Genomic DNA, 26,466 nt, shown 5'->3' on the forward strand with positions numbered 1-26,466 from the left:
TCATCTATATATCAGCTTGAAGTGTAGCTGCAAGTTCCTTCTGTAACTGGTCATCCAGCAGCGTTTCCCGAATCGTCATGAACCCCAAACGCTCCGCCCATGCCCATAACGGCTCATCATACCAGGCAGTTTGGCGATACCATTGAAGGCAGGCTGATGCGAGTGCTGCCGCTTGTATCTCTGTTTCAGCCACCCCAATCAAGCCACCTTGCTTGACCGGATGTTCTGCGTGACCGCCTGCGTATATCTCCCATCCAGCCGGTGAAGCCAGCAAGCCGATATCCTGCACTAGTGCGCTCACCAATGAACCGGGTCCTGGTGCGACTCCCATATTCACCGGCGACGGCATCGCTGCGTCGATCCAACGCGCACGAAGCTGTGCAGCCAAGCCACCCGCATCTCTTGCATAGGACAACTGTGGGATACGCTCATCCCAGCGTACCTGAATCTCTGAGTGACCTTCGATCTCTCTGTCATTAATCGTTCCACCGGATACCCGTAAGTAATAATGAATTACGGGGCGACATACCGAGCAACCAAGCTCCGAACCCCAACCCAGCTTCTGCAAGATCAAAGATATGTCTGGTAGCACTGTCTCCAGAACAACGATGTCAGCCAGTATATCCTTCAGTTCTGCATGCCCAAGATCCGTACAACTGCATACAGGCATTGGAGCAGGTTTATCCGGTGTGGCTACCACGCCTGTACCCCCGTTATTTTTCAGATTATGTGTATGTTTCAATAGAGCAGCCACCATCGGACGACAGCCACCGCATGAACCCGACGCCTTAGTCTGCTCCTTCACCTGATCTGCCGTCTCGAGACCCTGTTCCTGAATAGCTTTCATAATGGCCGCCTTGGTCACATTGTTGCAGGCACATACGGTCTCCTGAGCCGGTAATGCCGCAGCAGCCATCTCAGCCGGGTCTGGGGCCCCTTCACGCGGAGCCAATTCCGCCACATCCGCACCTCGTTGCACAAGTCCAAGCAATGCCGTTCCTTCGGTTGTATCTCCAAATAAAATGGCTCCGCGCACTTTGCCAGCCTGCATCAGTACTTTTTTATATGTGCCTTGAATGCCATCCAGATGTTGAATTGCGGTCTGCATGCCTTCCCCACTGATTTCACCCGCCGAGAAAACATCAACCCCCGATACTTTCAACTGTGAGTAGGGAATAGATCCTTTGTATTCAGACGTTTCCTGCCCACAGAGCGTACGTGCGAGTACTTTCCCCTGCTCGTATAAGGGAGCCACCAGACCATAACTGATCCCCCGATGTTCGGCACATTCCCCGACTGCGTATATATCCGGTACACTAGTGCGCATATAGTCATCTACCATAATGGCCCGATTGGTTGCGATTCCGCTTCGTCTGGCCAGATCCACATTTGGCCGAATCCCTACAGCGACAATGACAACCTGAGCTTCAAGCTTGGAACCATCTGTGAATAGCAGCCCCTGGGCCTGCGATCGTCCGGTAATTTTCTGCGTATTTTTGGCCAAAAGAAAGGACATGCCCTGCGCTTCAAGTTCCTCCTGAAGCATCGCGGCAGCCTTCTGATCCAACTGCCGGTTCATAATGTAAGTTGCGTTATGGACCACCACAGCTTCCATGCCCAGATGCAGTAACCCGCGCGCAGCCTCTAGCCCAAGCAATCCGCCACCAATGACGGCGGCCTTGCGATAGATTTTGGAATAATCAGACATGCGCGTACAATCGTAAATCGTTCGGAAGGACATGACCCGCTCTTTATCAATCCCCGGAATCGGTGGGATAAAAGGTGAAGACCCTGTCGCCAGAATCAGGATATCATAGGTTTCTTTTAGTCCGGATTCAGTCTCTATATATTTTCCACGGGTATCAATGCGGTGTACCGTTTCACCTGTACATAGCCGTATATGATGCTCGGCATACCAAGTCCAATCATTAATAATGATATCCTGTAACGAATTCTCACCCTGCAATACTTTCGATAACATGATCCGATTGTAGTTGGGACGGGGTTCATTGCCGTAGATGACAATCTCATACGTATCAGGCTCCAGTGCGATAATCTCTTCAACACACTTCACTCCAGCCATGCCATTCCCGATAATCACCAGTTTGCTTCTACTCATGGGCTGCCCCCTATCTCTCTCACCTGAAAATAAACAGAAAAATCCCTTCTCCATAATTCGGAAAAGGGCACCGTTGCCTCCGGAATCCACACGCCTTTGTGTGGATTCATATTAGATTCAGATTAAGGGAATCTCAATATAATGTCAACTAAATTAACATCAAAACTCCGAAATACAATAAAAAATGAATTATTTAAAATTACATGTAATTTTTGTTGACATACCTATTTTCTCTTGATTATAATTTGAATCAAAATCACAGTGCTGTGATCAACTCAGATGCGGGAACACAATGACGTGTACCGCCTGTCGGCAACGGGGCCGCAAATCGTTCATATCTGGACGAATTGCGGCCTTTTTCTGCCTTAACACGCACATAGACAAATCACGAAGATCTCAATTGGATGAGGAGCGATGATGGATGATGGAGAGCAAAAGTTTTTGGAAAAGCGGGCATAAGCCCACCCTCTTCGGGGCGTTTATGTATTTTGACATCAGTTTTATGATATGGGGGATGCTGGGTCCACTCGCAGTTGTCATTGCATTGGACTATCCGATGACTCCGCTGGAAAAGGCCAATCTGGTCGCATTGCCTATTCTCGGCGGCTCCATCCTGCGCCTTGTGCTTGGCTTCATGTCTGATTATATTGGTCCGAAACTGACCGCACAGATCGGGATGCTCGTCACCTTAGTTCCTTTATTACTCGGCTGGTTATGGGTCGACTCTTTAAGCCAACTGTACGTGGTGGCACTCTTGCTTGGTGTCGCGGGCGCCTCATTTGCTGCTGCGCTACCTCTGGCAGGCCAATGGTATGGCAAGGAGCATCAGGGTCTGGCCATGGGTATTGCCGGAGCGGGTAACAGCGGAACCGTACTCGCGACGTTGTTTGCCAATCGCTTGGCTACGCATTTTGGCAGCTGGGAAATTGTGTTCGGACTTGCTATTATACCGATTGCTATCGTATTTATTCTGTTTTCTATCTTTGCCAAGAATAGCCCTAACCGGCCTGAACCCAAGAAATTGTCTCAATATGGAAGTCTGCTTAAACAAAAAGATGCTTGGGTATTCTGTGCCTTCTATTGTGTAACCTTTGGTGGTTTCGTTGGATTATGTAACTATCTCACCATCTTCTTCAACACCCAGTATGGACTCTCTCCTGTTCGTGCCGCAGACATTACCACCTTCTGTGTAATCGCAGGCAGTTTCTTCCGACCTGTTGGGGGGTACTTGGCGGACAAAATTGGCGGAACCCGCATGCTAACTTTCCTGTACACAGGAGCCTGTATCATGTTGATCGGTGTATCCTTCATGCCACCACTTCCCGTTGTGGTAGTCATGTTGTTCCTCGGCATGATGTGTCTGGGAGCCGGAAATGGTTCGGTGTTCCAACTGGTTCCCCAACGCTTCGGTAACGAGATTGGTCTGATGACAGGTATTGTAGGTGCCGCTGGCGGATTGGGCGGGTATGCACTGCCACTGATTATCGGTCAACTGTATAGCAGTTATCAATCCTATACACCAGGTTTTGTCATTCTTAGCCTGATTGCAGCAGCTTCCCTGTTCCTGGTTCTCTTCATGCAATCCCGCTGGCGTATGAGCTGGTTGAATCGGGGCAGCAAAGGCATGGCGGAATCAACATCCCTCTCTTCCTGAGGCGTACAACCACTTGGCCGTTAACCAATGGTACGGTGTTTACGAGTGATCCATAAGTAACCAAAGAAACAGCGTTGCCCCATCAGGCAGCGCTGTTTCTTTGGTTACGGCTTTCTTTCTGCTTAAAGCTGCTTTTTCTTTTTGGCTTAAGAAGAATATTTTTGAAGAACAATAACCGCATTATGACCGCCAAAACCAAAGGAATTAGACATCCCAATCCGCAAATCCGCTTTTCTTGCCTCGTTTGGTACATAATCCAGATCACATTCAGGGTCACTCTGCTCCTGATTGATTGTTGGAGGAATGATGCCATGCCGCAGACTTTGAATAAGTGAGATCGCCTCCGCACCACCAGCTGCACCAAGCATATGTCCCGTCATGGACTTATTCGCTGTGACCGGAATATCATAGGCACCTGTCCCGAAAAGTTGCTTAATCGCTCTCGTCTCAGACAGATCACCTGCCTCCGTACTGGTGGCATGAGCATTAATCACATCAATGTTTTCAGGCTCAATCTGAGCTTCTTTCAGTGCTGCTTTCATCGCCAGATATGCACCCCGCCCTTCCGGGTGGGTAGCTACCATATGATACGCATCTGAACTGGCACCATATCCAATCACTTCGGCAAGAATATTCGCCCCTCTTCCCAGTGCATGAGACAGTGACTCAACAACCAGAATTCCAGCGCCCTCCGCCATGACAAAACCGTCTCTCCCCGCATCAAATGGACGACTTGCTGCTTGGAACGCTTCATTTCTTGTTGACAACGCTGTTGCATTACCAAAGCTTGCCAGTGACACTTCCGTTACAGCCGCTTCTGTCCCGCCGGCAATAATGACATCAGCTCCGCCATGACGAATTAACCGGAAAGCCTCTCCAATGGCTGTATTGCCAATGGAACAAGCTGTTACTGGTGACAATGTCGGCCCCCAGCAACCAAACCTCATACTGACCATAGCTGCCGCCATATTGGATATCATCATCGGTACCAGTGTTGGGCTGACTCGCGCAGGTCCCCGATCAGACAGGACCTTGCCTTGTTCCATCAATGTCTGGATGCCGCCTATGCCTGAACCAATATATACACCTACCCGTTCACGGTCCAATTCATCCATCACAAGACCCGATTGTGATACAGCCTGATCCGCAGCAGCAACAGCAAATTGAACGAATCGATCCATACGCCTTGCTTCCTTGCGTCCAAAACGCTCTTCACCATCAAAATCACGGACTACACCAGCGATTCTGGTTTTGTACAAAGCTGTATCAAAATGTTCTATAGGCGATACACCTGATCTACCTTCAATTAATCCATTCCAGAATGTATGTACATCATTTCCCAAAGGAGAGATGACTCCCATACCTGTAATCACGACTCGTTCCATGTCCATCCTCCTTCAGCGCTGTTGTCCACCTTATTCTTACGCTCTGCCACTAATAGTGCACTTTTGAATATCCTATTACAAGTTGTCAATTATAATAGTATAATGACTACCATGATAACGAGGATTGAAGGTGATGGAGTGAACTACGATGTCAGGTTACAGGCATTGTCCACTTTTCTGAAAACACAGCGTTCCAAAATTTCTCCCGAATCGGTCGGTTTACCCACTGGAAGTCGGAGAAGAACGCCTGGGCTGAGAAGAGAAGAGGTTTCCCAACTGGCAGGAGTGAGTACAACATGGTATACCTGGCTTGAACAAGGTCGGGATATTCAGGTATCCCATTCCGTGTTGGATAACATTGCTTCGGCACTGAGGCTTACTGCAGATGAACGAAAGTATCTATTTTCGCTCGCCATGGACCATTATACGGAGCTGCCCACACTGGAAGAAGAACCGGTTCAACTTCACCCTTCCTTGCAGAAAATTTTACAAGAGCTTCACCACTGCCCTACCGTGATCTCGGATCGGCGTTGTTACATTGTCGGCTGGAATGATGCAGCCCGGCATGTTTTTATGGATTTTGAACAGATTGCCCCCGAACAGCGGAATATGATCAGTCTGTTATTTGATCGAAAGGAGTTTCGCAGGCTCGCGGTGAACTGGGAGGATTTTGTTAGCGGATTTCTGGCGATTTTTCGTGCTTACTATGGCCAGTACGTTGATGATGAATGGTATAATTTATTTCTGGATGACATGATGAACAGACATCCTGATTTTCATACCCTTTGGAAACAAAGCAGTGTCAGCAGTGCCCCGGACGTATTAATCGAATTTAGACATTCCAAAGCAGGCAAAATGTTGTTTGATCTGACTTCGTTGCAGGTTCAGGGTAGTTCCGATCTTCGTTGCAGTGTCTACACCCCTGCGCCAGAGAGCGCTACCGAGCGCAAACTGATGCGCCTGATCGAGCGTGAAACTGATCCACATCTTGGCAAGCATTAAATTCGGAGTCTCTCAACTTCTTGGAGTCATGTTAGAGTCTTGACTTCCTCATGTTGCATGTTTTAAATATCAGGTATATTAAGTAATTCATGGATCTTAGTCCTTCTACAAGAAGGGGGTTCAGAAAGGAATATCATGACGAAAGTGCTTATCATAGAGGACGACAACATGTTAGGCGATACATTATCCTTGTATTTGCAAGGTGAAGGGTATGATGTTATCCGTGTCGATAACGCAAGAGATGGTCTTCTACAGCTTCAAGCGCGGCCTGATATCCTGCTTCTTGACTTGATGCTCCCTGATTCGGGTAATAAGAATCCTTGTTCTCTCATGCGCCAGCATACGGCAATCCCCATTATTGTCATCTCTTCGTTAACCGAGGTTTCTGAGCGGATTCGATCATTAACAGATGGTGCTGATGACTATGTATGTAAACCTTTCAGCATGCAGGAGCTGAAGGCACGTATTGAGGCCGTATTGCGCCGCTACTCCATATTGAACAGCTCTGTTGTCACTGAACAGGAATCCGGAATATCTCTCGATCTGGCCCGAAGAACTGTTCTGTTGAATAACCAGCGCGTAGAGATGACGTTTTCCGAATTTGAGATCATGAAGCTGTTTATTCTCAATCCTGGCAAGGTCTACAGTAGGTATGCCCTGATTGAAGCCATTCGTGGTATTGATGCGTACATTAATGATCGCACCATCGATGTGCACATTACCAAGCTTCGTAAAAAAATTGAGGACAATCCAAAAAACCCCCAATACATTCAAACCATCTGGGGGGTCGGATATAAGTTCACACCTTAAAACAAACACAGCTTCATTCCGATCACCATGGCAGGGACTCGGTGATTTTATCAATTTCCTGTTGTACCTTCTCCAATACTGAACGCAGTTCATCTTCTTTAAATAACGGACGGGACAAGAGCGATTCCAATTGGAGAACCGCACACATCAGGTCCACTGCATGCAGATTCGCAGCTACGCCTCGAAGAGAATGAACACTACGAATGACATCAGCAATCTGCTGTTGCTGAAGTTGAATCGCCAGTTTTTTCTGAAACGAGCCATACTCCATTCTGAATTTCGTAAGCGCATATTGCAAAATATGCGGCTTGCCGTCCATCTGTCTGATCGCCTTATCTGCATCAATTCCATTGATCTCCCTTATGCCTTTTAGATCAATCCATATTTCCAAAATGTCTGCGATCTGTTGTTCATGTATGGGCTTAGTCAATATGGCATTCATGCCTGCTTCAAGATATAATTCATGGTCGCTTTTTAAACTATTCGCTGTAAGCGCGATAATGGGTGTACGATCATATTTCCTCATCTTGCGAATGTGTCGCGTTGCATCAATTCCGTTCATATCTGGCATATAGAGGTCCATCAGGATCAGTTCCCATGTATGTTCGTCCAATTTCTTCAAAACCTCTGTGCCACTGTCTGCCAGCGTCACCTTGAATCCGGTATGTTCCAGCATGGCCCGAATGACCAGTTGATTGATTTCATGATCTTCAGCGATTAGAATGTGCCCTTTGGATTTAAGCAAATAAGATTCATCGCCTTCTATCATCCGCTTTTTCTCCAATGGCCCTTCACCCTGAAGTGCAAGTAACACTTCGAACAATCCCAGACGAGTAATCGGTTTGATCATCATGAGATCCGGGCGAAAGGATTTCTCCGCACTCCACAGGGCATTTTCACTAAAAGCATGGGTATAACCCACCATTTGAAATTTGGTTCGATTCAATCGCTTCATGAAGCTGTCCCATGACGAATCGTGGACGGTGTCCTCTGCATCCATATCCATCATCATCAACATGGAACTTGCCCCATCTACATGAGGAACATACCAATCACTTTTCATCATATGGTTCAACGAAGGATACAGCTTCGGCTTCATTCCGAATGAGTAGAGTAACTGCTTCAGATTTTCGGCCATTCGTTCATCTTCTTCAACGATAACCACATCATCGGCAGAATATAGAAGAGGGTATGTTTGCAGGAAGGAACTTTCTTCTTCCGAATCTGCGAGTTCAAATATCAAGTCAAATGAAAACAGACTGTACTCTCCGAGCACACTATCCACCCGCAAGCTTCCTCCCAAAGAGGTGACCAGAAGGTAACAGATGACCAGCCCAAGACCAGAGCCACCATATGTTCGATACGTCGAGGGTTCCGCTTGAGTAAACGGGACAAAGAGCCGTTCCAATTGTTCGGGTGACATTCCGATTCCCGTGTCCTCTACCTCAAAACGGACATGAACTCGCTCCGTCTCCAATGAAAGAACCTCTGCCTGCAACGTTACATATCCATGCTCCGTAAATTTAATCGCATTACTCAGAAGATTCAATAACACCTGTTCAAGTCGGAATGGATCACCAATTACCGTTAACGGCAGATCGGGATCGGTTGTAAAGATCACTTCGATATCTTTGTGCCCAATAGCCACACCGATCTGATCTGCCACACGTTTGATCACTTCCTCTGGTGAAAAAGAGACCTTCTCCAACATCAGCTTGCCTGCCTCTATTTTTGAAAAATCAAGAATATCATTTACGAGGGCAAGCAAGGTTTGGGAGGACGCGTTGATTTTACTCAAATAATCCTTTTGTTGTGGAGATAGATCCGTTCGTTGAAGCAACACCGAAAAGTTGATAATACCGCTCAGTGGGGTACGAATCTCGTGGCTCATGAATGCGAGAAACTCACTCTTCGCCTGGCTTGCTTTGTCGGCCTTAACACGTCTATAGTGATCCGAAATGTCATGAATGACTGCCTTAATTTTCTCACTCGAGTTTAATACTTTAACAGGGTATAGGTGAACCCGAACCTGCTGCTCATGACCTTCTCCAACAATGAAACTCAGTTCCGTATCCTGTGCTATATTGTGATGTAAGGCTTTTTGGAAAACGAACAACCAGTTCTCCAGCTGCTCAATGAACAACAATTCTTCAAGCTGACGCCCAATCACTTCCTGCCTGCCGAGACCGAGAACATCCAGAAATTTCTGATTAACCGACACAATACATCTGTTGTTATCCAATCCGACAAACCAGTCTGCCGACACTCGCTCAAGTGTTCGATATCGCTCCTCACTTTCTTGAATCCTTCGTTTAACCGCTCTGTGTTCCGTAATATCAAGTCCATATCCCACGACATATTTCACCACGCCCTCTTCTCGCAGAGGGCGAACGTTCACCAACGAATAGTAACCTCCATGCTCAATCTCGTAAAAAAAAGATTCCCCTTCCCATGCCCGGTTAAACTGCTTTCGCAGAAATTCTACCTTTTCCTGAGGTAAAATATCCAATGTGCCCAGTTTGTAATCTTGCTTCAAACTACTCATATCCAAGCCCAGTCGGGAGAGCATCTCTCCCTCAAGCACAAGATACTCGAATTTTCCGTTCTGTTTTCGGATTTTAAAAGTAAAACCAGGCTGCATCCGAAGCATCTCCAGCATTTCCTGATCCCTCTGAATGACCAATCTCCTATATCGATGATTTTGGTTCAGATAATACAGGAATAATATAACGGACAGCAGGCAGATACATTGAAAAAAGAGAATCTGCCCCATCGTTAGCAGAGAAGGAGAATTTGTCTTTAGTACAGAAAGTTCATACACAGTAATCAGCAGCAACGCTCCGGACAACCACTTCTGCATAAATCCCCTGATATACTTAAAGATCAGACATATGGCTACAACAAATAACAACTCTGTCAACGCATACTGCCAGTTCTCCAACAAGGGATTACGCCCCATATTAATCCGAAAAATCCACATGAATGCAAAAGTAACGAACGCAGAGCCACTCCCACCAAAATAAGCAGCAAGCAGATACACACTGGCCCGGAAATTCAACAATGTACCATCCTCAAGCACAATAGAGAAATAATAGAGCGCCGTGCCCAACATGCTCAGCGTAATACCAATAATGATCCGAGTCGTGATGGATGTTGAACGGGTAGCATTTGTATGGTTCAGATAGTGATGAATTAGGAAAACAAAGATCAAAATTAGCGTGAAATTTAATACAAGATCGCGTAGCAAATGGTCACCGTCCACATTACGACTTCAGGATTTCATGCATTCAATGAATGTTGTCCGATTCATGGTCGCAGTTCCTCAGTACACAAATCATAGTATGCCAGGCTCCCTTATTCAATTGACGATATTGACCATTTTCTTGAAAATAATTACTAATTTCAGCTAACATACCCTTATCACCAAACAACGATTTTTTTTCATGAAAATTCATCATTAAATATGCTGATATAAAAAAGAGAATCATCCAAATGAACCGATGTAATCGTAACTTGGGCTTCCCACACTTCCTGATCAGCCTTCATCAGTTTGGCTACGCCCGACCAGGTCTGATTGCCTCTCCAGTGGGTATCCATTAGCAATCGGGCAGGCTGACCTATGGTGCTCTCCCGTGAGAATCCTGTTTTGGTTACATAAACGGAATTCACATCCAGAATCACACCCTCCTCATCCGTAATCATGACCGCATCCGTTAGCAGTAAGAAGGCTTTGAGTTCCAGTTGCATGGTTGTCCACTCCCTCTAATGAAACATGATGTGATGCTGTCCCTGTGTGATACTCCCTTCTACGATCCCGTTTAATACTTAAACTGTCTAATCAGGCGCTGTAGCTCTTCAGCCAGGGTAGATAAGCCACGAGCCGAGGCAGAAATCTGCTCCATTGCTGCCAGTTGCTCCTCTGAGGAAGCGGCCACTTCTTCGGAAGTTGCGGCGTTGCCTGACGCAATGCCTGCCAACTCATTGGATACAGCAGATACTTCCTGTACACCTGCTGTGATCTCTTGCGACGTGGCAGCAATCTCTTCAATCTGAGGTGTCGTTTCCCGCATGCTATCCAGAATACGTTCAAACTTCCGAATCGCTTCTGTAGAGATGTCCATACCCTCTCCAACCTCTGAAGTCACCTTCTCCATCATGCGAACGGAAGCAGCCATATCTTCCTGTACTGCCGTAGTCAGCACGGTGATTTCATTGACGGACTGCCCGGATTGCTCTGCCAACTTGCGAACCTCTGCTGCTACAACGGCGAATCCATTGCCATGTGTACCTGCACGAGCAGCTTCAATGGATGCGTTCAGCGCGAGCAGGTTTGTCTGTTTGGCTATATTTCCGATTAACTCCGTGATCGCTGAAATTTGGTGTGATCGTTCATATAACGCCTGAATCAACTGGTTTGTCTGTTCTACCGTCTCTTGAATCGATTGCATCTGACTCACCGTCTGCTTGACGGTGTTACCGCCTTCTTCTGCTTGTACGGTTGTATGTTTCGCCAAATCAGCGACATGTATGGAACGTTCGGCGATTCTTGTAATACCAATCGTAATTTCATTCATGGCCTGATGGTTATGTTCGATACCCTGAGTCTGTTTCTCCGCACCACTCGCAATTTCCTGAATGGCTCGCGCTACCTGCTCACTGGCTGCACTGGTTGATTCTGCGCTCTGAGTCATTTCATCCGATGAAATGACTACCTGACTGGCGCTGTTCTCCACATTTTGAATCAACACACGCAGATTGTGCTGCATTTTGCCAAAGGCATCACTCAGTTCACCTATTTCATCATGACTTGTGCTTGTAATGGTCTGGGTCAGATCCCCTTCGCTCACCTGAATCGCCTGATCCTTCAATTGACGGATCGGTTTAACAATCGATCGCATCACCAGCCAGATGATCAAAATCCCGATGACAAGACAAGAAACGATGACCATAATCGTTCGATTCAGAATAGGTGCAGCGGCATCCTCTACTTCAGAGGAGAACATGGTGCCAGCGACCTTCCATCCCGTGGATGCATTCGTGGCGTAATACATGACCTTGTCAACCTGATCAAAGGTATAGTTGAAGTTCCCCGATTCATTCGCATACACCGGTTTCCAAAAATCCTCTGTTGCATCTGTTCCGGGTTCTACCGTGGGATGATAGATATACTTTTCGCTGGCATCCAATAGAATCAGATATCCCTGTTCTCCCACGTTAATTCCACTCACCAAGGTGCTGATATTCGACAGATTCAGATCCAGCTGGACTACACCAGATTGGTCATTCAATGCCTTGGCGATGGTGATGGTGATCTCGTTTGTCTCGGCTGAAATATAAGGGTCTGTAACAATGACCTGCTCTGGATTTCCCATTGCTTCGGTATACCATGGTCTTACTCGGGGATCGTAATCCTTGGGCATCTCTGCATCAGAGGACATCAGATACACACCGGCTTCTGTTCCCACACCTATGGTGATGATATCGGTGTTCTGCGCAGCGTACCCCTTCAATTCATTCACAACCCGAACTTCGGCATCTTCTTGTCGTAATTGCTCTGCAAGTGTATTCGCATAGTATTCAATATGATTCCGCTTGGCATTGATCGAAAGATCAATCGTTGCACTGGCAAGGTTCACGTTTTCCATCGCACTATGTAAAATTTGCTTCTCCACTTCATCTTTTGCACTGTTATACGATAAAACTCCAATACTGAACGATGGAATGGCCAGGAAAGCAATAAAGGACACGATCAACTTCGTCTTAAAGTTATTATGCATCTTGTTGAACCAATTCGATTTGCTATTTTTTTGGGACAAATTTCTCTACCTCTTCCAGATTAATTTTAGATTTACTTGATCTAACTCTTGTAAAGCTCTCATAGATTGTAAACCATCTTTCTAAAAAACTAGGTCTCCATTCTTGTAAAAAACACTTTTTACACTAAAAAACTCGAACAAATCTCTTAATTTATAATCCAAAAGAACTATTTTCAAACAAATTATACGAAAAAACTATTAAATAAAGTGTTCCGGGGATATGACCAAATTGTTAACTTTCTAAATACTTGTTAATAAGCACGCAGATGACAAAAAAAAAGATCCAAGCGTTATCGCTCAGATCTAAAGGCTATTAGTATTGGACCAACGTATTCTCTATTTAAATGCCGGGATCGCAATATCGGCGTATTTCTCTTCAAAGAAGGCTTTGACCTCTGGACCCGCCATGCGTTTAGCCAACTTCTGGATCGCTTCGGAGTCCTTATTATCCTCACGAGCAACCAGGGTAATCGCAAAATGGGAATCATCCTTCTCGGTTAACAATGCATCCTTTTTCGGTGTAAGACCGAGCGGACTTGCATATGCAGGTGTCATGGCTACCAGATCAGCATCATCCATCATGCGAGCCAGCATCAACAAGTCCACTTCCTCAAACTTGAAGTTCTTTGTATTCTCGGTGATGTCTGCCTGTGTGGCGTTAAAACCTACGCCCTCTTTCAGCTTAATCAACCCGTTCTGCTCCAGCATCACAAGAGAGCGACCAATGTTGGAAGGATCGTTTGCAATTGCAATCGTTGCACCTTCTGGCAATTCCTCAATCGTTTTGTACTTTTTGGAGTAGCCCCCATAGATGGCATTATAGATAGGCTGCACGGCCACCAGGTTCGCATTGTTCGCTTCATTATACTGAGTCATGTAAGGCACGTGTTGGAAGAAGTTTGCATCCACTTCCTTGTTCGCGAGTGCCGTATTTGGTTGAACGTTATCGGACAGTACAACAACTTCCAGGTTGACGCCATCTTCCTTCAATAGCGGTTTAACAATATCCAGTACGTCTGTCATCGGCGGAATCAATGTGGCCACTTTCAGCGTAACTTCTTGTGCAGCTTGTGTGTCTTCCTTCGTTCCTTCAGCCGCAGGTGTTTCTTCTTTTTTGCCACAAGCAGCTACAACCAGCATTACTGCAAGCAACATAAGCATCATTTTTGCTTTCATTTCATGTCTACCCCTCATCGTATAATCTGTATTGGTTATTCGTGATAATGCGCGGTCCAACCGTTCAGGATCTGCGATCCAGCCAGTGGGACAGTCTGCTGCCTGTGAATTGGATCATCTGTACCAGGATAATCATAATGATGATCGTAAATACCATAATCTCCGTTTCGAAGCGCTGATAACCGTAGCGAATGGCAAAATCGCCAACCCCTCCGCCACCTACAATGCCCATCACCGTCGAGTAGGAGATGAAGCTAATCGTAGCTGTCGTGAGTCCCAGTACAAGGCCAGATCGTGCCTCCACGTACAAGAATTTCACCACAAGTTGCATCGTCGATGCCCCCATGGAAGCAGCAGCTTCAACCACTCCCCTAGGTACATCCAGCAACGCTTGTTCCACCAGTCTGGCGTAGTAGGCAATCGCAATGACCGAGAGTGGCACGGTTGCCGCCAGCGTACCTATGGACGTTCCCACGACAATCCGTGTGAATGGAATCATGAATACAACCAGCAGTAAGAACGGAAACGAACGAACGATGTTGACGATACTGCCGAGTACAAAAGACAGCGTTTGATTCTGATACCGTTGTCCTCTCCGGAATAAGTACAGCAGTGTACCCAGAGGTAACCCGATCAGAACAGCTGCCGCAATGGAGATGCCCACCATGACAAAAGTCTCTCCGATCGCCTGCCATATCTCATGCTGATACTTCAGCACAGACTCAGGTAACCTCATGACTTGTCCTCCTGTTCTGCCTGACGGAACAAAGACGAACCTGTCATCCCGTATTCGTCACCCGCAAGCAAGGAGGTCAGCAGATCAGGCTGTGGAGCAGGGATACTGCTCACTTCCGCTTTAGACAACGTACGAACGAGTCGCCCATCCTTCATGACGGATATCCTGTGACATAGTCTGCGAGCCACTTCCATCTCATGCGTCACTACAACAATGGTCACGCCCAGCGTTTCATTGACATGACGCAGCACATCCAGGATACCGTTTGTGGTCTGTGGATCAAGCGAAGAGGTCGGTTCATCACAGAGCAGCACATCCGGACGACTGGCGAGCGCCCGTGCAATCGCCACACGCTGCTTCTGTCCTCCACTAAGCTGAGCAGGATATTGATCTGCCTTGTCTTCCAGTCCAACAAACCGCAGTACCTCAAGTCCACGTTCAACTCGCTGCGCACGAGATATACCCGCCAGTTCCAGCGGCATGCAGACATTGCCACTCACCGTTCGGTTACTGACCAGATTGAAGTGTTGAAAGATCATGCCAATGGATCTTCGTGCCTGACGCAGACTCTGTTCATTCATCTGGGTCAGGTGCTGCCCATTCACAACAACCTCACCATCATCCGGCTTTTCCAATCCGTTGAGCATTCGCAGAAGCGTGGATTTACCCGCACCACTCGATCCGATGATGCCATGTATTTCGCCTTGTCCCACTTCGAGGGACACCGAGCTTAATGCTTCGAACCCCTGATCTGCACGGGAACCGCGCTCGTTATAACGTTTGCTTACACCATATAATGAGATCATGGAGAGTCCTCCCGTGAATGATCATGCATGGTTCTTCAAGAACACATGAAGAAAGCCCGCACAGCCGATAACCGGAGCGCGAGCAATCCTGTTCATTTATAATAAATCAACATCCCTGATGAGACAAGCTTTTAAGGTGAGATTGCCTCGTGCAGGCGGCTGGCTTCATATACACGAAAACGTCCGTTGGACGAACCCACGTACACTTCATTGCCGATCCGGTTGATCGTTCCATTCTTCGCATCCCGGTCGCGATGCTCCGGGTTTCCCATCACAACATCATGTACACGACCTAACAGTGCTCCATTATTTTTATTCATTACGAGCAAATTCTCGTCCATGGGCAACAGCAAATGATCATCAATGACTAGATAACTTCCCTGATTCGTCGGATGCCTTAGTGTTGCAATCGTATCTTTGGCATTCCAACGCGTCTCCCCCGTTTTATAATCCACAGCCGCCGGGTAGCCATTCTTAATCACATACAACTGATTCTCTTCCACCAGTCCTCGTTCAATCTTGCCCTTGAGCGTCCAGCGGGTTTTGCCTGTCTTGGCATCATACAGGCTAGTTGTAAAATCTTCATATTCTCCGTAATGATCGCCGTTTTTGTTCTCACGGATCAACAACATGCCATCATTCAGCTCCTCAAATCGCTGTCCTACCCGAGCAGGGAATTGGGCAAGCTTTTTCCCCGTCTTCAGATCAAGCAGAAACCACTGATTATCTAGTGATAGCCATCTTTCAGCATTCGTGGTTGCAAAGGGATCAAGACGTTCAATTCCACCAGTATATGGATCATTCCAAAATTGTTCTATGGTGGATCGTTTGCCCTTTAAGCTCCATACGGTTCGCCCTGATTGCGGATCGACTGCAACCAGCTTATTCTTTTCCCAATACAACACATAGGGGTCATCTGCACTCTTGTTCAATAATTCATAACCCGTAGCCAGTTTTCGCGTCCACAATGTTTTTCCGTTTGCACTGTCCAGAACCGTTAACCAACTGTTGCTTGAGCTCTCAACAACCGGGTTATCCACAACCACAACGTTCTTAGCAGCGGTGATACCATTAAGTCTAAAATTTTGCCTAGGGGTGTACGTCCACGTGACCTTTCCGTTCTTCAAGTTCAGATGACGAATACGATCCACGTATTTTTTCTTATCAGGGTCATAATCGGTGTAGATTGTAACGTATTTACGCTCTGCATCCACCTCTGCCTGCTGTCTTCCAAAGCCCCCATTAATCCCCCATAATTTCTGGCCCGAATGTCGGTCAAGAGCATATATGGAACCTTCGTAGTAACCTCCGCTAAATCCACCGTCATCGCCTTTCATCAGGAGTACATCATCCGTGGCTGCTTGTAAAAAAGTGTAGTTAATATCTCCCTGGTTCGTCCATACCGGTTTCCAAGGTATTGTCGTCGGCAGCGTTGTGCCATAGATTTTTGTCGTGAACCCATATTCATCCGCCCGACTGATGTTCCAATCGGAAACGACAGTATTTCGATTATCCTGTGCTAAATTCCAGCGTGTTCTGACCAGTCTGCCATTCTTGTTGAACGTGACCAGGAATTGCGCATCTTCCCGCTCATATCTCCAGGTCTGCCCAATACTCATTGAATAACCCGTGAAATTTAGATTGCTAGAACTCTCTTTCCAATCCGGCTCGCCTAACCACCCAGCCACTTGTTTGGAGGTGGTTGCCTTGTTCAGCTTAATATCTGTCAGATGGCGTATAACCAAAGTTGGCAGCGATACCTCCTGATTAAACCAGCCATCAGCCACATTCATCCGCTGTTCTATAGCCTGTGCCTTGATCCAGAAGAGTCCTGGCCGATACGTGGAGGATTCTTTATTCCAGACTCGTGGGGCAATGGAGACCCCGTACCATCCTTTCCACTTTGCAACAATAACAGCCTTATCCGTTAGCGCTTTCTCAAAAGACCAGGTTGTAGCACTGTCTGGAGCCAGATACAGCTTGCTGCCGGATTGGAGCGTGAAGCTTTGGGGAGCTGTTTCCGTCATGCTTCTGCTCTCCTTCAATGCATACCAACTCGGCAGCCAGAAGTCTCCATGATCGGTTGACTTAAGCTGCATCCACTCGCCTCGAACCGAGGCCAACGTATATTTTTCGTTTTTTGTTGTATAATATTCAATTCCCATTTGGTCAGCAGCCACACTGCCGTCCCTCCTGTTTTTGAACAGAGGGATGTCATTCATGAGTGTAATGATATCTCCTTGTTTGTAGGCTAACTGTGATGATAAAGCTTGAGGGCTTGCCCCCAAGGCTTGCGGTGTCGTAACCGAAGCTTGTCCTCCAAGCACAACCATTTTGGAATCCAGGAGTATCCATCCCGTCAACAGTACAGCTGATAATCCAGTCATGGTAATCCACTTGTACCCCATTCTCTGCCAGTCAGGACCCGTCTTCACTCTCGTTCATCCCCATCCATTAGAAGTTATTTCCATATAGACGCTGCAAACAGGAAAAAGTTACCGGTTACCTCAATATATTTCTCTCTATCTCCCTGTATTACCTTACATCCACCATCGTAGCATGATAAGGAAAGGTAACCCCGATGTAATAAGCAGCTGTTAAGGTGAGGATATAATAAAATACAAACCACAGATCAGCTCGGGAATAGCCAATCTGAATGTAATACGTCCGGCTGGCCCCATCCGTGAATCCCTTCGCTTCCATCGCTACCGCCATTCGCTGTGCACGGCGAATGCTCTGTGCCAGCAGCGGAATAGCGTAACGCTTCAGCGTACCATACACGTTCCAGCGAGAACCACGTTGCCGTGTCCCCCGAATGCGAATAGCGTAACGGAGCGTCTGGAATTCATCCAGCAGAATTGGGATCATGCGCATCGCGGCCAGAAAACTATAAGCATATTTTGCAGGTAGCTTCCACTGCTGCATCAGGGAATAAAACAGCCGTACTGGCTTGGTCGTAAGACCAAAGAGTAACCCAGCCGCCGCCATGCTCAGCGAGCGAAAACCCAAGTGTAGACCGCGATAAAAGCTCTCTTCGGTTATGTGAATCAGTCCCCATTTATACCATGTGGTCTCTCCCTTACCAAACATCATCATACCTGTAGATGTGGAGATAAACACCAGAATGAATGGGGACGCGTACAGGATCAATCTATACCATGGGTGACCTGTCCAGCACAGTAATAACATCATCGCCACAGCAACATTGGCCATTACATTCAGATTGTGAATAAGGATAACGATGACAAACATCATCGTCAGAATGATCATCTTTAATCCCGGATTGACGTTATGAAGCCAGGTTTCACGGTGAGGAAACGACAATTGCATCAGTTAACCTCCCCTCATCTACCGTCCAGATTCGGGTGCAATATCTTTTTACAATTTCACGATCATGGGTAACCATAACAATAGCTGTTCCCTCTCTCCGCAATTGCTCCAGTTGTGCTAACATGGCAAACGTATTGCGGGCATCCTGTCCAAAAGTAGGTTCATCCAACAGCAGTATTCGCTGCTCTCTCACCAGTGCAGAGGCAACGCTCAAGCGTCGTTTCTGCCCCATCGATAATTGGTAGGGATGACGCTCGGACAGGTCGATTAATCCAAATTGATTCAACATATGATCAGTCCTGACAAGTCTTTCTTCCGTTGTAAGCCTGCCCCCCAGCAATGAGAATTCCACTTCTTCCGCGACGGTGTTGGTCACAAATTGAAACTCCGGGTTCTGAAATACAAACGCGATTTGATCTGCAAGCTGCTCCGTTTTGCCAGAAGGCTGGCCTACAACCTCATAATGACCTGTTGTTTTCAGGATATTCATCAGAGATAACAACAATGAACTCTTTCCAGCTCCATTAGCTCCGACAATACCAATCCAGTCTCCATACCATACTTTGGCCTGCTCGACCTGAATGAAGGGTGTTTTCCCACGCCATCCGGTGAACTGCTTCAAGTCCAGTGCAGGCTGATAGGTGGGTGATCCAGGTGATAAGGATGAGACGTGAGATATGGGGGATATACCCGGTGTAACGGATAAGCCAGACGATTGCTGTGCTTCCAAGTTTGAGATGCCGTGATCCACACACACTTGAAGCTCTCCAAAAGCACTTCCCTCTTCTTCCTTAGCTGCCAGCTCTTGCTCCTCCCATATGCCTGGATACCAGATTCCATAAGCCTTCAGCTTGCCTCGTTCATCCGTGAATACCTGCTGCGCTGGCCCATCCGCCACAATCTTTCCTTCAGGTGACAACACAATGATGCGGTCGACCATATCCACAATCTTGTTTATTTTGTGTTCAACGATGATGATCGTTTTATCACTAGCGATCCGTTTAACGGTATCCCACACCTGAGAAGTACCCTCATCATCCAGCAGTGCAGTGGGTTCATCCAAAAACAATACCTCCGGGTCCATGGCAAGCATCGAAGCAATCGCAAGACGCTGCTTCATCCCCTGAGACATGGACTGGATTAATACACGATTCTTTTCAAAGGATAACCCCACCTGATCCAGATAATATTCAATCATACCCGCCATCTCTTCACGCGAAATATTTCGGTTTTCCAGCACAAATGCGATCTCTTCATCCGTAAAGGACATACAGAACTGGGTATCCGGATCTTGAAAGACCACTCCTGCTTTGGCGGGAACCTGAATATCATCACATTTCATTGGAATCTCAACCGAACGTGGTATCAGACCGCTCAGAATTTGCAATAACGTCGATTTACCGGAGCCACTCGGGCCAAGCAACAGCACTTTCTCTCCTTGACGCACAGAAAGAGACAAGCCTTGAAATACCAAGGCTTTCTCTCCCGGGAACTTGCATCTTAGATTTGTCACACTTACCGCTTGCGAATTCCCCTCTCCGCTCATCTAATCCAACGCCTCATAATCCTGTTTGGATACCGGTCTGAGGGAGCGTGTTACACCGGTCAGTTCCAATGCTTTGGCGAGATAATAAGCAAACACTCCGGCAATCAAGATGCTTCCGATGAAGCGGAATCCGATAAATAACGTATAATTCCAAGCCGAGAGTGAATCAATATACCCGTATTGATAATCCAGCAAAAGCGAAGCCGCTGCAGCTCCTATGGCTGCAAGACAAGTGACAAACAGATTGGTTTTTCGATACAAAAATGCGGCGAAGAATATCTCGGCTCCCAACCCTTGCAACAAACCATACACAAGTGTGGACATGCCCCATTCACTGCCCAGAAAGGCACTTACCGTTGAAGCCGCAACTTCGGCAAGAATAGCCACGCCTGGTTTACGAATGATAACAAAAGCAAACGTGCCCGCCATAAACCACATGCCGTAGATCATCTGCTCCGCATGAACGCCAAATGGTTTCATCAAGTCATATGTAGGTCCCCATATCTTGTAAATCACCCCAAATACCACTGCGATCACGATGGTTACCAGAATATCCGTTAGTTTCAATCGCTTGTTGCCTGCTGTTGTTGCCATGTTCTCTACGTCCTTCCTCTGTTCCCTGTGAGGGTTATCAAAATAAACGAAAAAAGCCTCCCCGGTTCCGGGCAGGCCTTACGTACAGTGTACAATCCTCACAATGATGTAATGGATGGATGTCGAAAATACGGAATATCAACCAGCACCCCTCCGCCCTGGCAGCTACATCACCACAGTTCAAAGAGTCAGATGTTCATCCACGTTCATTCCCCACAATTCACCCTTACATATCGCAAATCTATGTTCTCTACGCTGGCATTACCCAGATCAGATGTACGGTCAGCGGCACAAGGCCACTCTCTCAGCCCAACTTCATTGAGCTCCCGGTTCACTTATTTCATTGCTTCTAATGTACATCAGATGGGTATTTGTGGCAATCCCTAGAAAAAGCTTTATTTGGGGTAACAGGGAACAGGACATCGGATGGTTCACTTTCCATAATATGAAACATTTAGGTTATGTAGTCCGTCTTAAACATTAGAAGGGAGATTGATAGTGATGAAAGATTACAACTCTGTTTGGCAGCTTAAAACATGGAAAATGGTCCTTGCCGCTTCGATACTCACCGCAGGCACGGCACCTGCCTTACTCTCATCCACTGTGGCGGAAGCCGCAGCAACCAAACCTAAACCGACAGCTTATATTAACAATGTTCAAGCTCAATATGATGTTGTCATACGGCAGGGTATTACGTACGTGGCATTGACGGAGCTTCAATTCCTCGGCAACTATACGTTTGGTTACAATAACAAAACAAAAGAGATCAGCATTAATACAGGCAGCGATAAGTATGTCCTTACACCTAACAGCAAAACAATGAAGAAAAACGGTCAGAATGCGACATTATCCTCAGCGCCGATTCTGGTGAATGGTAAAGCGATGCTTCCGCTCCGTGCCATCGGTGAAGCTTTTGGTGCCAAGGTGCAGTGGAACCAGAAGGCCAAGGAAGCCTACATTTACACTACCGATGCTACGATTGTAAAAGAATATAACAGTTCCGATCTGACTGTGGCGCGTGAAGCCGCACTGCATCTGCCCCGCTTTTCTGAACTGGGACAAGCACGTCTGGACATTCGCAACCCTTTGGGTCCAGTGGATTCATCTATTGAATACATTTTTGAACAAGGCAAAAAAGATCGTTTCTTCGTTGTTGAGGATAACGATCTGATCAGTTATTATATCCTCAAAAATGGAAGTGCCCTACTACAATGGCAGGCCAACATCAGCAAAAGTGCTGGAACCATCGGTGACCTGTTCTTTATTAAAACCAAAGCCGTTGCTGAAGCAGGGACTCGTCCTTCCGTAGCAGGTCAAACACTCGTATCATTCAAGTACTCTCGCATGCTTGAAGAAACCTCTTACGAGATCATGAACAAATTGGGCTCTATTGATACCGGTTCTGTTGCCCCCGAGAAAGGCAAAGTCATCGTTGAAGTTCCGGGAGAAAAATAATTTGAGCCTCCGCTATAATACATGGCTCAGCAGAACGATAAGAACTATACTATGACATCGCATTACAAAAAGCGTCCCTCAAAGTCAGTGTGGCAATGACCTTGGGACGCTCTTTTTGGCGTTATATTTTAACTTCAAATCACACGTGGAGCTTAAACTTGTACCAACTCCAGCGATTCAATCTCCTGTTTAATATTGCGTATTGCCGGATTGACTGGTCTTACCTGAAGCAAATCCCTTAAACAGGGTTGGCACTTTGGAATAGCGGGTATTCGTAATTTTCCCTTGAGATACACTGCTGTCTGTACGCATAATCGAATCTTTCACATTGGAAATGTTGGAGTTATCCAGCGTCATATTAACTGCGAAGGAAGTTCCACCATTTTGTCGAACCAGTTTGCCAATATCATCTGCACGGAAATTTTTGATGTTAATTGTTCCAGCTGCATTCATCTGGAATACTTTATCATAAGCCTTGTACGCTGCCCCACCGGTAATATTAACCGTTCCAGCCGACTTCAATGTCAGAGCATCCTCGCCTACGTCCTCCCAGACTACATTCGAAATATTACAGTTACCATAACAGTGAACACCATCGGCAGCAGGTGATCCGATATTTACATTTTTGAGCGTGGCCCCTGCCTCCAGCCGGAAGACTGGCTTCTGGCCCTCTGCTTGAGAACCGTCACCCAATGTGGAAGGATTGGCTACAAATGTTTTGCCTTGACCGTCATAGGTCGTGCCCTTTGGAACAACAATCGTTGAATTAACAACTGTAGGTGCAGCAGCAACCGGAACTGCACCAAATATGGAAGCAACCAAACCAGCGGACAACAACAACGTCAATATTTTTTTCATAATTTTATTCCTCCCTTATTCTCTCGTTATTTGGTAGTGTACAAGCCTAAGCTTGTCCTGGAAGTTCGTCAGAGGTGCACCTCTGTCCGACCCACAACCTAATCCTACCAAATAAGGAAGGTAACTAGAATAATCATTAGATCACGTTTGTATTTTCCAGCATTGAGCCTGATGTTTCAGCATGCTTTGAGGTATCATGTCTACTTGTTATGTACCGATATCAACTTCGGATATGCTCTATTTAAGCAACCAAAAGTTTCCGACAAAAAAAAGAAACCCTTAGTCTTTTTATAGACAGGGTTTCTACATGATACATTTAAAACTAATCTAAGTACTCTCTTTATTCTAGAGTTTCCAATTCATCTTCGTTAATTTCATCCGATGGTTGAAGTGAAGTGAGTGGATCAACATTAGTAAATTGATTTACTGTTTCATAAGTAACCACACCTTCTTCAGAAACGATCATTCTGAGAACAACCCAGTATCTTTCATTACCACTGGCATCTGCGACAGTATACGTTGCACTTGGAGTGGCTACAGCACCACGGAACACGTCAATTTTGGCACCAGATTTCTTGATTGTGCTTGATCCAGAAAAATGATGAACATAGAATGTATACGTTCCAGGAAGTAAATGACGAATGGTTGTTGTTTCAGGTCCGTAAGACGTTACATCATCCAAATCCAAATCAACCATAAGTTCACCATTATTATAATATTGTTTATCAGAGTAGTACGTATGGAACATTCCTTCATCACCTGCTGGACCTACGAGGTGTGAATCCAGATCCACTGGATCTTTACCCCAAGTTAACACGAAGCGTGTTTCATCTTGTGTAGGTATTTCAATAGCAGTTTGATTCTCACGTTTATTCTCCACATTTACTGCCGAGACACCAATGAGATAAGTTGTAATATATTTTGTATCTCCACCTCCAAGTTCACCTGTGTAGATGCCTGGGGGAAGATTGATATAGTAGTTTCCTTGAGTATTCGTTTTGACAGTACCAACAATTTCACCTGTTTTGTTGTCCAGGCCTCTTCTAAAAGAAATACTTAAATTGGCAACCGGTGTTCCAGCTACATCCTTGATGTGACCACCGAATCCAGTAAGTTTGATTGCACCACTTTGACTTCCTGCAAAATGTGTTTTATTAACATCTGACTCCACAGTGATGTACAATGTGGCACCATAGTTATCAATAGCATCAAAAGTAAATTCGCCATTGCGGTACTGCAAGTTATTCAATTGTTGTTCCGCCCCATCAAAATAGGCACGAACTACGAAATCATTTGCAGCCAGTTCGGAAGGTTCCAAACCCTCAGAAAAATTCAACTTTACACTTCCATTTGTAACTTGAATCCCTTTGAGTGTCGGATAGACTGTTCCTTCGTTATAGACTGCAACGGTTACCGGAACATTGATTTCGAAATCTCCATATTTAGCTTTTACCACTGTCGTACCATTGCCTTTAGCTTGAATCTTGCCTGAGTCAACAATGGCAATGGTGCTATCCTCGACATTCCATTCTGCAATGGAAGTGATATCTTTGATCGCTGAGGTAGCGATACCCGTGAATACGATCTGACGGGTCGAATCAATTGCTGAAAACTCTGTTTCTTGAGGTGAATAAACTATACTAGTCACTGTAGGATCTACCTCAATAGCTGGGGGGTGATTAAGTTGACTAAAATCAATACCTTCTACATTGACCAGAGCTGAAGATAATGTTCCCGCTCCAGAAAATTGTACGATTGCATTTAATATAGCCCGATTCACTACAGCACCATGGTTAATTTTAAACACTGTGTTCAATGCTTCTTGGAACACCTCAAGATTTTCAATGGTGGAATTATCTCCGAACTCCACTGAAACTTGTTCTGCATGAACCATTACAGAGTCGAAGCTTCCACTGAGCACTACCGAAGAATTATGGGGAATCGACTCTGCTATTTCAATCGGTCCGACATCACCCGTGGAGACATTCTGTACGATTGCACCAGATCTAATTTCAATCTGCTGAACATTACTTCCACCTTCAAGGACCAAACGAACACTGCCGTCCGCTTTGTCAACAATCACTGTTGCAAGAACCGAGTCCACTGCATGAATACTATTTGGTCCTCCGCCTTGAATCTCAGTTGTTCCCGTGACACTAACATTATCAAGAGTCACGTCACCGTTTCCTACGGACTCAAGTATCTTCAGCCTACCATTTATTTTGGTATTTTTTAGAACGACACCTTGAGAACTAATAGTTATATTTCCAGTTACATTACCAAGAGTATATGTACCTGGAGCAGAGAGATTATTACTAGGGGGTTGTTCCCCTCCTCCACTATTTCCACCATTGTTACTTCCGTTCCCTTTATCTCCGGAGCTGCTACCGCTATTTCCCTTACTGTTACCTTCAGAAGGTTTTGCTGTTTCAGGTTTTGCTTCATTTGAATCTTCAGTATCAATCTCTGTCTTGGCAGGAGCCATGTAACTATCATATGTAGACTTATTTGTCACAAACTCATATGCAAGTCTCGCTAGCGCCTGTCGATCTGCTACGCCTGATGGATTAAATTTTACTGTTCCATCTTTTTGAACTAATCCTTTGATAAAACCAGATTGATAGGCTAGTGTTACAGAATCTTTCGCCCAGTTAGATACTTGACCCAAATCTGAGAGTTGTGGTTTGGATGTTTGACTCGTTACATCTTGAATGTCCCAACCAAAGGCCCTAACAAAAAATACAGCCAACTCTTCTCTTGTCACATTTTTATTAGGCGAAAAGCTATCTTTGGAGGTACCTTGAGCAATTCCAGATTTGACAAGTGCACCTACATATCCGGCATACCATTGATCTTCCTTTACATCTCTGAATTGACTTACTTCGACATTATCAGGCTTTAAATTAAGCGCACCGACCATAATTTTTGCTAATTGAGCTCGTGTTACCGAATCGGAAGGTTTAAATGTCCCATCAGTAAATCCTGTGAGTATTCCTTGTTCTACTAATTTGGTTATTTCCGTTTTGGAATACGAATTATCAATGTCAGTAAAAGAAGTTTTAGATGTAGCCACTTCTGCAGATACAGATAAATTGATAGATAACATAGAAACAATCAGCGACGTAGAAAGCATTAACGATAGTTTGTGATTAAACTTTTTCCATTTTGAATTCAAAACT

The 26,466-nt window shown here is 45.9% G+C and carries 18 protein-coding genes and 1 riboswitch; of the genes, 4 read left to right on the top strand and 14 right to left on the bottom strand.

What is annotated here, in order from left to right:
* Nucleotides 1-4 precede the first annotated feature (4 nt).
* The gene (gene nirB, locus NSQ38_RS00365) at nt 5-2,119 is read right to left on the bottom strand and encodes a nitrite reductase large subunit NirB (protein ID WP_339786115.1); all 2,115 of its coding nucleotides are present in this window, start codon (nt 2,117-2,119) and stop codon (nt 5-7) included.
* A 424-nt stretch (nt 2,120-2,543) separates the two neighbouring features.
* On the opposite strand from nirB, the gene NSQ38_RS00370 reads away from it, so the two are divergent.
* A complete protein-coding gene (locus tag NSQ38_RS00370; protein WP_339790801.1) occupies nt 2,544-3,773 on the top strand; it encodes a nitrate/nitrite transporter in 1,230 nt (409 codons plus the stop codon).
* A gap of 146 nt (nt 3,774-3,919) precedes the next feature.
* Here NSQ38_RS00370 and fabF read toward each other — a convergent pair whose 3' ends face one another.
* Nucleotides 3,920-5,158, bottom strand: a complete 1,239-nt coding sequence (fabF, locus tag NSQ38_RS00375) for a beta-ketoacyl-ACP synthase II (protein WP_339786118.1) — start codon at nt 5,156-5,158, stop codon at nt 3,920-3,922.
* 138 nt (nt 5,159-5,296) lie between these two features.
* Between fabF and NSQ38_RS00380 the strand changes: the two genes are divergently transcribed.
* Complete coding sequence (locus tag NSQ38_RS00380) at nt 5,297-6,160, top strand: helix-turn-helix transcriptional regulator (protein ID WP_339790803.1); 864 nt, start codon at nt 5,297-5,299, stop codon at nt 6,158-6,160.
* Between the two features lie 135 nt (nt 6,161-6,295).
* The gene (locus NSQ38_RS00385; protein WP_091034665.1) at nt 6,296-6,970 is read left to right on the top strand and encodes a response regulator transcription factor; all 675 of its coding nucleotides are present in this window, start codon (nt 6,296-6,298) and stop codon (nt 6,968-6,970) included.
* Nucleotides 6,971-6,992: 22 nt separating this feature from the next.
* On the opposite strand, the gene NSQ38_RS00390 is transcribed toward NSQ38_RS00385, so the two are convergent.
* The 10 genes from NSQ38_RS00390 to NSQ38_RS00435 all read right to left on the bottom strand — a co-directional run bounded on the left by NSQ38_RS00390 (nt 6,993) and on the right by NSQ38_RS00435 (nt 20,974).
* Nucleotides 6,993-10,181 carry a response regulator gene (locus NSQ38_RS00390; protein ID WP_339786121.1) on the bottom strand — a complete coding sequence of 1,063 codons (3,189 nt, stop codon included), beginning with the start codon at nt 10,179-10,181 and terminating at the stop codon, nt 6,993-6,995.
* A gap of 230 nt (nt 10,182-10,411) precedes the next feature.
* The gene (locus NSQ38_RS00395; RefSeq protein ID WP_036672654.1) at nt 10,412-10,717 is read right to left on the bottom strand and encodes a PAS domain-containing protein; all 306 of its coding nucleotides are present in this window, start codon (nt 10,715-10,717) and stop codon (nt 10,412-10,414) included.
* A 71-nt stretch (nt 10,718-10,788) separates the two neighbouring features.
* The gene (locus NSQ38_RS00400) at nt 10,789-12,747 is read right to left on the bottom strand and encodes a methyl-accepting chemotaxis protein (protein ID WP_339790805.1); all 1,959 of its coding nucleotides are present in this window, start codon (nt 12,745-12,747) and stop codon (nt 10,789-10,791) included.
* Between the two features lie 375 nt (nt 12,748-13,122).
* On the bottom strand, nt 13,123-13,980 hold the full coding sequence (locus NSQ38_RS00405; RefSeq protein WP_339786124.1) for a MetQ/NlpA family ABC transporter substrate-binding protein: 858 nt from the start codon (nt 13,978-13,980) through the stop codon (nt 13,123-13,125).
* Nucleotides 13,981-14,026: 46 nt separating this feature from the next.
* On the bottom strand, nt 14,027-14,698 hold the full coding sequence (locus NSQ38_RS00410; protein ID WP_237176880.1) for a methionine ABC transporter permease: 672 nt from the start codon (nt 14,696-14,698) through the stop codon (nt 14,027-14,029).
* Nucleotides 14,695-15,504, bottom strand: coding sequence for a methionine ABC transporter ATP-binding protein (locus tag NSQ38_RS00415; RefSeq protein ID WP_339786127.1), 810 nt, complete (start codon nt 15,502-15,504; stop codon nt 14,695-14,697). The genes NSQ38_RS00410 and NSQ38_RS00415 overlap by 4 nt, the downstream gene beginning before the upstream one ends.
* 131 nt (nt 15,505-15,635) lie before the next feature.
* A complete protein-coding gene (locus NSQ38_RS00420) occupies nt 15,636-17,939 on the bottom strand; it encodes a PQQ-binding-like beta-propeller repeat protein (RefSeq protein WP_339786130.1) in 2,304 nt (767 codons plus the stop codon).
* A 100-nt stretch (nt 17,940-18,039) separates the two neighbouring features.
* Entirely contained in the window at nt 18,040-18,834 is a 795-nt protein-coding gene (locus tag NSQ38_RS00425) for an energy-coupling factor transporter transmembrane component T (RefSeq protein ID WP_339786132.1), read from the bottom strand.
* On the bottom strand, nt 18,809-20,380 hold the full coding sequence (locus NSQ38_RS00430) for an ABC transporter ATP-binding protein (protein ID WP_339786135.1): 1,572 nt from the start codon (nt 20,378-20,380) through the stop codon (nt 18,809-18,811). Before NSQ38_RS00430 ends, NSQ38_RS00425 begins: the two co-directional genes overlap by 26 nt.
* Entirely contained in the window at nt 20,381-20,974 is a 594-nt protein-coding gene (locus NSQ38_RS00435) for an ECF transporter S component (RefSeq protein WP_036672660.1), read from the bottom strand. It lies immediately after the preceding gene.
* Nucleotides 20,975-21,204: 230 nt separating this feature from the next.
* A riboswitch (TPP riboswitch) is annotated at nt 21,205-21,315 on the bottom strand.
* Nucleotides 21,316-21,475: 160 nt separating this feature from the next.
* Here NSQ38_RS00435 and NSQ38_RS00440 point away from each other — a divergent pair.
* Nucleotides 21,476-22,429: a copper amine oxidase N-terminal domain-containing protein gene (locus NSQ38_RS00440; protein WP_339786137.1), complete on the top strand. Its 954-nt coding sequence runs from the start codon at nt 21,476-21,478 to the stop codon at nt 22,427-22,429.
* Nucleotides 22,430-22,618: 189 nt separating this feature from the next.
* On the opposite strand, the gene NSQ38_RS00445 is transcribed toward NSQ38_RS00440, so the two are convergent.
* Both NSQ38_RS00445 and NSQ38_RS00450 read right to left on the bottom strand, forming a co-directional pair.
* Nucleotides 22,619-23,287 carry a pectate lyase gene (locus NSQ38_RS00445; protein ID WP_339786140.1) on the bottom strand — a complete coding sequence of 223 codons (669 nt, stop codon included), beginning with the start codon at nt 23,285-23,287 and terminating at the stop codon, nt 22,619-22,621.
* Between the two features lie 340 nt (nt 23,288-23,627).
* Entirely contained in the window at nt 23,628-26,462 is a 2,835-nt protein-coding gene (locus NSQ38_RS00450) for an S-layer homology domain-containing protein (RefSeq protein ID WP_339786143.1), read from the bottom strand.
* Nucleotides 26,463-26,466 lie beyond the last annotated feature (4 nt).

Source organism: Paenibacillus sp. FSL R7-0313 (assembly GCF_037969885.1).
GTDB lineage: Bacteria > Bacillota > Bacilli > Paenibacillales > Paenibacillaceae > Paenibacillus.